General features: G+C 69.4%; 10 protein-coding genes. 8 read left to right on the top strand and 2 right to left on the bottom strand.

Going from position 1 to position 12706, the window contains the following annotated elements:
• Positions 1 to 52: 52 nt before the first annotated feature.
• Complete coding sequence (locus E9232_RS12105) at positions 53 to 562, top strand: type III secretion system chaperone family protein (RefSeq protein WP_309794283.1); 510 nt, start codon at positions 53 to 55, stop codon at positions 560 to 562.
• A 72-nt stretch (positions 563 to 634) separates the two neighbouring features.
• Here the strand turns inward: E9232_RS12105 and E9232_RS12100 are convergent, their stop codons facing one another.
• Positions 635 to 1558, bottom strand: a complete 924-nt coding sequence (locus tag E9232_RS12100; RefSeq protein WP_309794282.1) for a LysR substrate-binding domain-containing protein — start codon at positions 1556 to 1558, stop codon at positions 635 to 637.
• Between the two features lie 176 nt (positions 1559 to 1734).
• Here E9232_RS12100 and E9232_RS12095 point away from each other — a divergent pair, with 176 nt between their 5' ends.
• From E9232_RS12095 to E9232_RS12075, 5 genes are all read left to right on the top strand, one after another.
• The gene (locus E9232_RS12095) at positions 1735 to 3033 is read left to right on the top strand and encodes an aspartate aminotransferase family protein (RefSeq protein WP_309794280.1); all 1299 of its coding nucleotides are present in this window, start codon (positions 1735 to 1737) and stop codon (positions 3031 to 3033) included.
• Positions 3034 to 3321: 288 nt separating this feature from the next.
• The gene (locus tag E9232_RS12090; protein ID WP_309794278.1) at positions 3322 to 4137 is read left to right on the top strand and encodes a response regulator transcription factor; all 816 of its coding nucleotides are present in this window, start codon (positions 3322 to 3324) and stop codon (positions 4135 to 4137) included.
• Positions 4138 to 4201: 64 nt separating this feature from the next.
• Positions 4202 to 5056 carry a response regulator transcription factor gene (locus tag E9232_RS12085; protein WP_309794276.1) on the top strand — a complete coding sequence of 285 codons (855 nt, stop codon included), beginning with the start codon at positions 4202 to 4204 and terminating at the stop codon, positions 5054 to 5056.
• A gap of 358 nt (positions 5057 to 5414) precedes the next feature.
• On the top strand, positions 5415 to 6044 hold the full coding sequence (locus E9232_RS12080; protein WP_309794275.1) for a sugar transferase: 630 nt from the start codon (positions 5415 to 5417) through the stop codon (positions 6042 to 6044).
• A 255-nt stretch (positions 6045 to 6299) separates the two neighbouring features.
• On the top strand, positions 6300 to 8573 hold the full coding sequence (locus E9232_RS12075; protein ID WP_309794274.1) for a beta strand repeat-containing protein: 2274 nt from the start codon (positions 6300 to 6302) through the stop codon (positions 8571 to 8573).
• Between the two features lie 33 nt (positions 8574 to 8606).
• Here E9232_RS12075 and E9232_RS12070 read toward each other — a convergent pair whose 3' ends face one another.
• Positions 8607 to 9071, bottom strand: coding sequence for a GNAT family N-acetyltransferase (locus tag E9232_RS12070; RefSeq protein WP_309794272.1), 465 nt, complete (start codon positions 9069 to 9071; stop codon positions 8607 to 8609).
• A gap of 89 nt (positions 9072 to 9160) precedes the next feature.
• On the opposite strand from E9232_RS12070, the gene E9232_RS12065 reads away from it, so the two are divergent.
• Positions 9161 to 10447, top strand: coding sequence for an amidohydrolase family protein (locus tag E9232_RS12065; RefSeq protein ID WP_309794271.1), 1287 nt, complete (start codon positions 9161 to 9163; stop codon positions 10445 to 10447).
• A 139-nt stretch (positions 10448 to 10586) separates the two neighbouring features.
• Positions 10587 to 12626, top strand: coding sequence for an elongation factor G (locus E9232_RS12060; RefSeq protein WP_309794270.1), 2040 nt, complete (start codon positions 10587 to 10589; stop codon positions 12624 to 12626).
• The last annotated feature ends 80 nt before the right edge of the window (positions 12627 to 12706 follow it).

Raw genomic sequence — 12706 nt, 5'->3', positions numbered from 1 at the left:
CCGGCCGCGGACCCTATAATTGCGTTTCGCGGCGGCATGGGAGCGGAGGATCATGACCACAGCGTCCGAGGTCTTCGAAGAAGCCGCCTTCACCCAAAACCCCCTCGACACGCTCGAGGAAATCGTCAGCGCCAATGACTGGAGTTTCGAGCGGGCGAGCAACGAAGAGATGCTTGCCGAGGTCGCCGGCCGGTGGTGCAGCTACCGCCTGTTCTTCTTCTGGCAGGAAGAAATCAGCGCGATGCAGTTCTCCTGCCAGTTCGATCTCAAGGTGCCGGAGAAGAAGCGCCGCGACGTGGCGGAACTGCTGGGCATCATCAATGAGCGGATGTGGCTCGGCCATTTCGATGTCGACTCCGAGGAGCTGACGCCGATGTTCCGGCACACCACGCTGCTGCGCGGCGCCCAGGCGGCGAGCGTGGAGCAGCTGGAGGACCTGGTCGACATCGCGCTGACCGAATGCGAGCGCTTCTACCCCGCCTTTCAGTTCGTCCTTTGGGGCGGCAAGAGCGCCAGCGAGGCGGTGTCCGCGGCGATCCTGGACACGGTCGGCGAGGCCTGAGCCGACCGGTCCCGGCGATGATGCAAGCCCGGCTTCCCAGGAAGCCGGGCTTTTTCATGGCTGACAGCTGTTCTACGCCTCGATGGTGCGTGCCGCGCTATCGACCAGCCAGGCGCGCACCGCCTCGACGCTCTCCCGGCCCGACGCCGTCTTGGCGACGACCAGCCAGTACGATGTCGAGGTCTGCCCCGATCCGGCGAAGGGCGCGACCAGACGGCCGTCGCGCCGTTCATCCTCGGTCAGCAGGTCGCTTTCCAGCACCACCCCGAGGCCCTTCGCCGCCGCATCGATCGCGACATGCGACGGGTCGAGCTGGAGGGTGCGGGCGAAGCCGTCGTCGAGCGAGACGCCCTGGCGCCGGAACCAGTCCTCCCAGGACACCAGATTGTCCCGGGTCACGATCAGCGGCAGGGCCAGCAGGTCGCGCGGCGACCGGATCGCGCCGCCGGCGGCCAGGGCAGGGGCGCAGAGCGGCCGGATCCTCTCCGTCAGCAGCGGCGCGGCCCGGGACCGCCATCGGCTGCCGTCGCCATAGGCGATCGCCAGGTCCACGGCGTCGGCTTCGATGCCGGGCGTCTCCGACACCATCGGCAGGTCGGCGTCGACCCGGATGTCGATCGTCGGGTGCTCGGCCAGGAAGGCAGGCAGGCGGGGCAGCAGCCAGCGGCCGGCCAGCGACGGCGGGGTTCGCAGCCGCACCACCTCCGCCCGCCGGGCGCGCCGTCCGCGACGCGCCGTGGTCTCGATCGCATGGGCCAGGGTGTCGAAGCAGTCGTGGATCTTGCCGAAGAACTCGGCGCCCTCGGGCGACAGCCGGACGCCGCGGCCGACCCGGTCGAACAGCGGCAGGCCCAGCCGCGCCTCCAGGATCCGGATCTGGTGGCTCACCGCCGACGGGGTCAGCGCCAGCTCCGCCGCCGCCGCGCGGAAGCTCTCCAGCCGGGCGGCGGCCTCGAAGGCCACCAGCGCCCGCAGCGGCAGGCTCGGTCGGTTCATCGTCGATCCCTCAGGCGTGCCCGGGCGCGGGTTCAGAATGATGAATCCATCTCACGAGTCCAGCGAGTTCTCTGCGGTTGTGGGCTCTTCGGGCCGGGCGAATGATGATGGTGGGCAGCGCGCCACGCCTGCCCATGGATCGCCTTCCCGCCAGGAGCGTGGCTTCGGAGCATCCCATGGACCATCTCCCGGCCGGTCTCGACGACGCTTTCTGGACCCGCGCGCGGCGCCACCTGCTGCGCTATGGCGGCGATTTCGTGCCCTTCGTCCCGGTGCGGGCCGAGGGCGCGTTCCTGTGGGATGCCGGCGGCCGCCGGGTGCTCGACTTCACCTCCGGCCAGATGAGCGCCATCCTCGGCCATTCCCATCCCGAGATCGTGGCCACGGTGCGCGACGCGGTCGGGCGACTGGACCACCTGTTCTCCTCGATGCTGTCGGCGCCGGTGGTCGACCTGGCCGAGGCCCTGGCCGGGCTGGTGCCGCAGCTGCCGCGGTCGATGCTGCTGTCGACCGGCGGCGAGTCGAACGAGGCGGCGATCCGGCTGGCCAAGCTGGTCACCGGCAAATGGGAGATCGCGGCCTTCACCCAGTCCTGGCACGGCATGACCGGCGCGGCCGCGGCGGCGACCTACAAGGCCGGGCGCCGCGGGATCGGGCCTCTGATGCCGGGTCAGTACGGCATCCCGGCGCCGAACCCCTACCGCCCGCGCTTCCCCGGCGTGGACTGGCGGCAGGAGCTGGACGATGCCTTCGACCTGCTGGACCGGCAGAGCACCGGCAACCTCGCCGCCTTCATCGCCGAGCCGATCCTGAGCAGCGGCGGCGTGCTGGACCTGCCGCTGGGCTATCTCGCGGCGCTGCAGGCGCATTGCCGGGCCCGCGGCATGCTGCTGATCTTGGACGAGGCCCAGACCGGCATCGGCCGCACCGGCCTGATGTTCGCCTTCGAGCGCGACGGCGTGGTGCCCGACATCCTGACCCTGTCGAAGACGCTGGGGGCCGGCCTGCCGCTGGCGGCGATGATGACCACCGCGGCGCTCGCCGACGAGGCCGAGGCGCGCGACTTCCTATTCTACACCACCCATGTCAACGACCCGCTGCCTGCTGCGGTCGGGCTGAAGGTGCTGGAGATCGTGGTCCGCGACGGGCTGGCGCCCCGGGCGCAGCAGATGGGCGCGCGGCTGGCCGAGGGCCTGCATGGGCTGCAGCGGCGCCACGCCTGCATCGGCGACATCCGCGGTCGCGGCCTGCTGCTGGGACTGGAATTCACCGCGGCCGGCGGCCGGGACGCGGCAGCGATCTCGGATGCGGTGACCGATGTCGCGCTGGAACTCGGCCTGTCCGCCAACATCGTGCGGGCCGGCTTGTCGGGTGGCACCATGCGCATCGCCCCGCCCCTGACGGTCACCGACGCCGAGATCGATCTGGGGGTGGAACTGCTGGACGCGGCGATATCGCGGGTGATGGCCGGCTGAGGCCTGCCGGCGCCCGACAAGGCGGGCCGGAAGAAGTTTACATAGTTCCTTATGCGGGATTTAAGCTAATGTCCTGAAGACGCTTCCACTTTTCATCCGTCGGCTTGAATGATCCGGCCCCGCCTTTCACGCTCTGCCGGCATGGCGCGGTGGGCATCGCCCGTTGCACCGGCCCGTGAAGGTGTGCGCGCCGTCACCGCGACAACAACCGGTCCAGTCCACCATTCTCTCGCTGCGGGGGGTCTGCAGCTGCCGGCCATTCCGGCCCGCGATGAGAGAGGGGACATCATGACAGGCCGTTTCATCGGCGGTTCGGCGGTTCGGCCGATGGCTGGTGTGCAGTCTTCCGCCCAGCCGGATGAATCCACCCTGGCCCATCTGGTCGGCCAGATCTACGACGCCGCGATCGGCCAGGAGGAGTGGGCGGTGGTGCTGCGCCGCCTGTCCGCGATGTTCGGCGGCACGGCCGCGGTGCTGCACCGCTTCCGGTCGCCGGCGCGGGCAGGTGCCAGCCGGGCGATCAACACCGATCCGATCAACATCCAGCTCTACGACACACACTACCACAAGACCGAGCCGAAGCTGGCCGTTCTGTCGCAACTGCCGGCCACGGGCGTCTTCATCGACCGCATGCTGGTGCCGGAGGCGCGGTTGACGCGGACGGAGTACTACAATGACTTCCTGGTGCCGCAGGATCTGCACAGCAGCCTGAACTGGTTCGGCCAGCGGCACGGAATTCCCGAAGCCGGCCTGTCGCTGTGGCGGCCTCGGCATTGGGCGGATTGGGGTGAAGAGCAGGCCGCGGTGCTGAGCTATCTCAGCCCGCATGTCCGTCGGGCGATGCGGCTCGAACAGCGGCTGGCGACGGCCGATGTCCCGACCGTGGCCGTGTCGCTGGCGCCACGGAAGCCGCTGACCGCGCGCGAACGGGATTGCCTCCGCTGGATCGCCCGTGGCGCCTCGAGCAAGGAGGCCGCCCGCCGGCTGGAGCTGTCGGCCTACACCGTCAACGAATACGTCGCGTCGGCGATGCGCAAGCTGCAGGCCGCCAGCCGCAGCGAAGCCGTGGCGATGGCGCTGGCCCAGGGCCTGATCGATGGCTGACCCGGCGCTGCGGGCCGCCCGTGGCAGACGTGCCCTCCCCGGGGCAGGGGCTGCTGCAGCCGTCGTGATCCCGCCGGAGGTCCGGCCCGGTGCGCGGGCCGCACCGGGCCAAATCCTCGACGCCGGCCCCCGCCTGCGGCCGGATCCGCGGCTATGGGCTTCGCCCTCGCCGGACGAGCCCCGGATTCTGGGGCTGATCGACCAGATCTATGATGCCGCCGTCGGCAGCGAGGATTGGGCCGTGGTGCTGAAGCACCTCGCCGAGATGCTGGGCGGGGAGGCGGTGGTGCTGCGCCGGATCGGTGCGGCCATGTCGCTGCCCCCCACCCTGGCGACCGAGACCGATCCGGCCTATGTCCAGGACTATCAGGCGCACTACCACAAGCTGCTGCCGATCCTGCCGCTGCTGTCGCACCTTCCGGCCGGGCCCGTCTTCGCCAACTCGATGCTGATCCCGGAGGCGGAGTACCGGCGCACCGAGTTCTACAACGACTTCATGCGACCCCAGGGCAAGGACCATGGGCTGTACTGGGTCGATTTCGACCAGAGCGAACTGTCGGCGATGCTGTCGCTGTGGCGGCCGCGGAGCCGACCCAACTGGGATGAGACGCAACTGCGGGTGCTGCGCGTCCTCGGCCCGCATCTCGGCCGGGCGCTGCGGATCGAACGCAGCTTGATCAGCACGGGAACGCCCGGTGCCGCAACGCCGCCGCAATTGCCGACAATATTGACGCCGCGTGAGCAGGACTGCCTGGGCTGGGTCGCCCGCGGCGCGTCGAGCAAGGAGGCCGCGCGCCAGCTGTCGCTGTCGGTCTACACCGTCAACGAGTATATCGCCTCGGCGATGCGGAAGCTGGGCGCGTCCAGCCGCACCGAGGCGGTGGCCATGGCACTCGCCAGCGGCGCGATCGGCGGTTGACCCCCCAATCCTTGGGGTTGAGCCCTCCCGCTCCGTCCGGGAGACTGGGTGGGATCCGGGCGGTCGTGCCCAAGGACAGCGATCGGGTGCGCCGACCGCTGGGCAGGGAACCTGATCGACGTTCCGGGGCTTTGTGTTGCAGGGGATGATGTAAGTCGCTTGGGGGACACACATTGGCCCTCCCAAATGGGGCCCTCCCAAATGGGGGTATGTGCCGTTCCCGTCTTCCGGTTAGGGAGGATGACCAGGTGGTTCCGGCGACGGAACCGGGTCGTCGAGCGTGTCTGTCGTGTCTTTCGTGGGGGTTCAAGCGATGCCGTCCGATGTTCCGGTCAACACCATGGCCGCCGAGTCCGTGATGCCGATTCGTGACGCCCGCGTCGCCGTGGCCGCCAAACGGGTGACCGATATCGTGCTGTCCGCCCTGCTGCTGGTGATGTTCGCGCCGCTGTTTCTGGTCTGCGCCGTCCTGATCCGGCGATCCGGGGCCGGGATCTTCTACAGCGACCGGCGGGTCGGCCGGAACGGCCGGATCTTCTACTGCCACAAGTTCCGGACCATGGTGCCCAACGCCAACGCGCATCTGTCGGCCCTCCTGGCGCGGGACCCGGAACTGCGGCGGGAGTGGGAGACCAGCTTCAAGCTGAAGCACGACCCGCGGGTGACGGCGATCGGCCGCTTCCTGCGCAAGACCAGCCTCGACGAACTGCCGCAGCTGCTCAATGTGCTGAAGGGCGAGATGAGCCTGGTCGGCCCTCGTCCGATGTTCGAGGAGGAGCAGGTGCGCTGGGGCGCGGCGATCCACTACTACTACAGCACCCGGCCCGGCATGACCGGCGTCTGGCAGATCTACGGCCGCAGCGACACCGACTACGAGACCCGGATCCGGCTGAACGTCGAGTATGTGCGCCACTGGTCCTACTGGCGCGACATCGTCCTGCTGGCGGTGACCCCGCGCGTCTTCTTCGTTCGCTCCGGAGCTTACTGAGGCGGGGTCCGGCCGCCCCTGGCCCCGGGCAGGCCGGGATCAGCCGCACCAGCTCGGCCCGCCGGTGCGTGCTCGACTTTTCCGTCACCGCGCGGAGACGCCCGGGCGGTGAGTCCCGGCCGACCCATATCTCCCGAAACCATTTGACATTTATGCGGCAATTCCCACAACGATGGGGCCGCCGGAAACCCATTGTGACCCTCGTTCGGTGCCGATCTGACTGAGGGATAAATTCATATTCGAACAGGATTCGTCATGGCGGTCATCAATGGCGACAACGCCAACAACACCATCAACGGCACGACGGGTGACGATACGCTCAACGGCCTGGGGGGCAACGACGCGCTGCGCGGGGACGCGGGCGTCGACACGCTGAATGGTGGTGACGGCGACGATTCCCTGCGCGGGGGCGCCGGCGCGGATGTGCTGAACGGCGGCGCCGGGATCGACACCGCCGACTATGCCGTCAGCGCCGCCGGCGTGATCGTCACGATCGGGGCCATCGGCAGCGGCGGCGAGGCCCAGGGCGATACGGTCAGCGCCGATATCGAGAACATCACCGGTTCGAACTCCAGCGACACGCTGACCGGCTCGGCCGGGGCCAACACGCTCCTGGGCGGCCTCGCCGCCGACGTGCTCAACGGCCTCGCCGGCAACGACATGCTGGATGGGGGTGTCGGCAACGACATCCTCCATGGCGGTCTCGGGAACGATACGCTGAACGGCGGCGCCAGCGGCCTCAACGGCAGCAGCGGCAACGACGTCCTCGATGGCGGGGCCGGGGCCGACGTGCTGATCGGCGGCGCCGGCGTCGACACCGCCCATTACGACGGCCCGGCCGGGGTGACGGTGACCATCGGCGCGATCGCCCATGGCGGCGACGCGGAGGGCGATTCGGTCGGCGCCGACATCGAGAACATCGAAGGCACCGCCACCTTCAATGACGTCCTGACCGGCTCGGCCGTCAGCAACCTCCTGTCCGGCTTCGGCGGCGATGACCGCCTGATCGGCCTGGCCGGCAACGACACGCTCGACGGTGGGGCCGGCAACGACATCCTCCAGGGCGGCGCCGACGGGGACGCGCTGATCGGCGGTGCCGGCAGCGACACCATCCTGTACGGCGGCACGGCCGCGGTGACGGTGGATCTGACGGCGTTCACGGCGTCGGGCGGCGAGGCCGAGGGCGACACGATCGGCAACGACATCGAGAATGTCATCGGCACCGGCTTCAACGACGATCTCACCGGCTCGGCCGTGGCCAATGCGCTGACCGGCCTTGGCGGACAGGATTCGCTCGTCGGCATGGCCGGAAATGACACGCTGAACGGTGGGGACGGAGACGACTTCCTTGATGGCGGGGCCGGGGCCGACCGGTTGATCGGCGGCGCCGGCATCGACACCATCAACTATGACGGCCTCGCCGGAGTCACGGTCAACCTCACGACGCTGACAGCGACGGGGGGCGATGCCCAGGGCGACGTGATCAGTGCCGACATCGAAAACATTCTGGGCACCGGCAGCTTCAACGACGTGCTGACCGGCTCGGCCGCGGCCAACGTGCTGGTCGGCTCCGGCGGCGCCGACACCCTGTCCGGCATGGACGGCAATGACCGGCTGGATGGCGGCACCGGCAACGATGTGCTTCGCGGCGGGGCCGGGGCCGACATCTTGCTGGGCGGCGACGGGATCGACGTCGCGGTGTACAGCGAAAGCGCCGTCGGCGTGACGGTGAATCTCCTCACCGGCACCGGCGCCGGCGGCAACGCCCAGGGCGACACCCTGACCGGCATCGAGAACGTCATTGGCGGCAGCGGCAACGATGTCATCACGGGCAACGACGCCAACAACAGCCTGGCGGGCAACGACGCCAACGACACCATCGGTGGCGGCAACGGCGCCGACACGCTGGTCGGCGGCGCCGGGAACGACGTGCTGCGGGGAGAGGCCGGGGCGGACGCATTGCAGGGTGGCGACGGCATCGACATCGCCATGTACACCGAGAGCGCCGTGGCTATCACGGTCAACCTGGCCCTCGGCACCGGTCTCGGCGGCAATGCCCAGGGCGACACGCTGACCGGCATCGAAGGCGTCTACGGCGGCGGCGGCGGCGACATCCTGATCGGCGACGCCGCGGCAAACACACTGGTGGGCAACGCCGGCAACGATATCCTGCAAGGGGCGGGCGGCAAGGACACTCTGGCGGGCGGGGCCGGGGCCGACCGCTTCGTCTATGCGTCGGTCGCCGACAGCCCTGTCGGCAGCGGCGCCGATCTGATCACGGATTTCAGCCATGCCCAGGCCGACAGGATCGACCTGAGGCTGATCGACGCGAACACCGGCGTGGCCGGCGACCAGGCGTTCGGCTTCATCGGCTCGGGCGCCTTCACCCACCATGCCGGCGAACTGCGCGAGGTCATCTCCGGCAGCCAGACGGTGGTCAGCGGCGATGTGAACGGCGACGGCGTGGCCGATTTCAGCGTCGTGCTGACCGGGGCCATCACGCTGGTCGCCGGCGACTTCCTGCTGTAGGCGGCATCCGGAAGACGGGCCGAGGCGCCGGGGTCAGCCCAGCACCTTGGTCATGTGGATGATGGTGAACTCGCCGCGCTGCTCCTGCCGGCTCTCGCTGTAGCCGCGGGCGGTGTAGAGGGCGCGGTTCTCCGACATCTTCGCGTTGGTGTAGAGCCGCAGCTCGGCCAGGCCGCGGCGCAGCGCCTCGCGCTCCGCGAAGTCCAGCAGCCGCCGGCCGAGGCCACGGCCCTGATGGCTCGGGTCGACCGCGACGTTGACGATCAGCAGATGGTCCGGCTCGGGCTTCAGCTCGATCAGCGCGATGCAGCCGGCTATGCCGTCGATCGCCCAGATCTCGTGCTCGGCCAGGGCGCGGTCGTAATCCGCCCGCATCGGCAGCGGTTCGGCGCCGACGGAGATGATCCATTTCGCATAGGCGCGCCGGACCAGGGTGCGGATCGTCCCCGCCTCGTCGGGCCGGGCCCGGCGGATTTCACCCCATGTCGCGATCATCATGGGTGCTCTCCTGTCTTTCGCTCTTCGGGCCGCATGCTATCGTCCGCGGCACCATTCCCTCAGTGAATTTCAGGAAAGTCAGCCCCGCCATGGATCTTGTCCTGCGTCATGCCAACCTGCCCGACGGCCGGACGGGCATCGATATCGGCATCGAAGGCGGGCGGATCGTGGCGGTGGAGCCGCGCCTGGCGGCGGAAGCACGGCAGGAGATCGACGCCACCGGCCGGCTGGTCACTCCGCCCTTCGTCGACCCTCATTTCCACATGGATGCGACGCTGTCGCTCGGCCTGCCCCGGATGAACCGGTCCGGCACGCTGCTCGAAGGCATCGCCCTGTGGGGCGAGCTGAAGCCGCAGCTGACCCAAGGTGCGGTGATCGCACGGGCCCTGGCCTATTGCGACATGGCGGTGGCGCAAGGGCTGCTGGCGGTGCGCAGCCATGTCGATGTCTGCGACGACCGGCTGCTGGCGGTCGAGGCGCTGTTGGAGGTCAAGCGCCAGGTCGCGCCCTATCTCGACCTGCAACTCGTGGCCTTCCCGCAGGACGGGCTGTACCGCTCCGCCACCGCCGAACGCAACCTGCTGCGCGCGCTCGACCTCGGGGTTGAAGTGGTAGGCGGCATCCCGCATTTCGAGCGCACCATGGCGGACGGCGCCGCCTCGGTGCGCCGGCTGTGCGAGATCGCGGCCGAGCGGGGGCTGCTGGTCGACCTGCATTGCGACGAAAGCGACGACCCGCTGTCGCGCCACATCGAGACGCTGGCGGCGGAGACCCATCGGCTGGGCCTCGGCGGGCGGGTGACGGGGTCGCACCTGACCTCGATGCATTCGATGGACAACTACTACGTCTCGAAGCTGATCCCGCTGATGCGCGAGGCCGGGGTCGCGGCGATCGCCAACCCGCTGATCAACATCACCCTGCAGGGCCGGCACGACACCTATCCCAAGCGCCGCGGCATGACCCGGGTGCCGGAGCTGATGCAGGCCGGGATCACCGTCGCCCTGGGCCAGGATTGCGCCATGGACCCGTGGTACTCGATGGGGTCGGGCGACATGCTCGAGGTGGCGCATATGGCGGTGCATGTCGGGCAGATGACCGCACTGGACGCCATCGGCCAGTGCTTCGCGGCGGTGACGACGAATGCCGCGAAGATCATGCATCTCGACGGCTACGGCCTGGCGCCCGGCTGCCGCGCCGACCTGGTGATGCTGCAGGCCGCCGACCCGTTCGAGGCGGTGCGGCTGCGGGCCACCCGGCTGCTGGTACTGCGCGCCGGCCGCGTGATCGCCCGCACGCCGGAGCGCCGGGCCATCCTGGACCTGCCGGGCCGCCCGGCCGCCGTGGTTCCGACCTTCACCCCCGGCTCGATCGCATAGCACGAGCCGCTGCGCCGCACCTCCAGATCGGGGCTGGGCCGATCGTCTTGGAAGTGTCATCCTGACCCTCTAAAGGCGCCCGCATCCCATCGGGCATTCGCCCGATCGGCACGGCGGGCCGTGCAGAGGGAGGATGCGCATGCCGCAGGAACGCCCTGCCACCACCAGACATCGGAGTGCGGCCCTGGTCGGGCCGTATTCGAGCGGCAAGACCACGCTGCTGGAGGCGCTGTTGCACAGCGCCGGCGCGATCCCGCGCAAAGGCAGCGTGGCTCAGAAGAACACGGTCGGCGACGCCTCGCCGGAATCCCGCGCCCGGCAGATGACGATCGAGCCGAACCTGGCTTCCTGCCGCTATCTCGACGAGGATTGGACCTTCATTGACTGTTCCGGCTCGGTCGAGCTGGCGCAGGACGCGTTTGCCGCCCTGATGGTGGCCGACATCGCCGTGGTGGTGGCCGAGGCCGATCCCGACCGCGCCGTGATCCTGGCGCCGCTGCTGCGCTTCCTCGACGAACATGCCATCCCGCACGTCCTGTTCATCAACAAGCTGGACCGGGCCGCCGTTCGCATGCGCGACCTGCTCGCCGCCCTCCAGCAGGTCTCGGCCCGGCCGCTGCTGCTGCGCGAAGTCCCGATCCGCGACGGCGACAACGTCTCCGGCTATGTCGACCTGGTCAGCGGCCGTGCCTACAAATGGCGGGAGAACCAGTCATCCGACCTGATCGAGGCGCCCGCCGGCATCAAGCCGCGGCAGGATGAAGCGCGCCAGACCCTGCTGGAATCCCTGGCCGATTTCGACGATGCGCTGCTGGAGCAGCTGCTGGAGGACAAGATCCCGGCGCCGAAGGAGATCTACACCCAGCTGACCCGAGACCTGCAGCAGGACCTGATCGTGCCGGTGTTCTTCGGCTCGGCCGAGCACGGCAACGGCGTCACCCGGCTGTGGAAGGCGCTGCGCCACGAGGCGCCGTCATCCGACGTGGCGGCGACGCGGCTCGGCTACGACGCCAAACGCGGCTTTGCCGCGACGGTGTTCAAGACCCTGCACCAGCCGCACACCGGCAAGCTCAGCCTGGCGCGGCTGTGGAGCGGCAAGCTGTCCGACAACAGCAATCTCGGCAGCCGCCGCATCTCCGGCCTGTACCGCCTCAAGGGCGGCGACAACCAGAAGCTAGCCGAGGCCGGCGCCGGGGAGATCGTCGGCATCGCCCGGATCGAGGACCTCGCCACCGGCCAGACCCTGCGGGCCGACGGCACCGCCGATGCCACCTGGAACTGGCCTGACGTGCCCGAGCCGGTGCATGCCGTGGCGCTCTCGTTGTCCGACCGCAAGGACGACGTCAAGCTGACCACGTCGCTGGCCAAGCTGTGCGAGGAGGACACGACGTTGTCGGTCCACCATCTCGAAGCGACCGGCGAGCTGACGCTGGCCGGGCAGGGCGACATCCAGCTGCAGATCGCGGTCGAGCGGCTGAAGAGCCGCTTCAACATCGCGGTCACCACGGAGCCGACGCGCACCGCCTACCGCGAGACCATCCGCCGGCCGACCAAACAGCATTCGCGCTTCAAGCGCCAGACCGGCGGCCACGGCCAGTTCGCCGACATCCATGTCGAGATCCGGCCGCAGCCGCGCGGCAGCGGCTTCGCCTTCGAGAACAAGGTGGTGGGCGGCACCGTGCCCAAGAACTTCATTCCCGCGGTGGAGGCAGGGTCGCGCGAGGCGCTGGCGCGTGGACCACTGGGCTTCCCGGTGGTCGACATCGCCATCGCCCTGACCGACGGCCAGCACCATGCGGTCGACAGCTCGGACCAGGCCTTCCGCACCGTGGCGCAGATGGCGATGGCCGAAGGGTTGCCGAATTGCGATCCGGTGCTGCTGGAGCCGATCCAGGCGGTCACCATCGCGGTGCCGGCCGAATACACCGCCAAGGTCCACGCCCTTGTCTCCAGCCGGCGGGGCCAGATCCTGGGCATGACCGCGCGCGAGGGCTGGACCGGCTGGGACCTGATCGACAATCTGCTGCCGGAATCCGAGATGCACGGGCTGGCGGTCGAATTGCGCTCGGTCACGCTCGGCGTCGGCAGCTTCACCGCCCGCTTCGACCATCTGCAGGAGCTGACGGGCCGTCTCGCCGACCAGGTGGTGGAGGACCGCAAGCGCGCCCAGGCCGCGTGAACGACCCGGCGGCCGGGCGGTGCCGGGGGCTGGATGCTCCCGTGTCGCCCGGCCGCCACGTCGTCATCTTGGCAACACTT

This window comes from Inquilinus ginsengisoli (assembly GCF_031453975.1).
Taxonomy (GTDB): domain Bacteria; phylum Pseudomonadota; class Alphaproteobacteria; order DSM-16000; family Inquilinaceae; genus Inquilinus; species Inquilinus ginsengisoli_A.
Note: the sequence above shows the minus strand (reverse complement) of the source record. Positions and strands in the feature narration are given on the sequence as shown.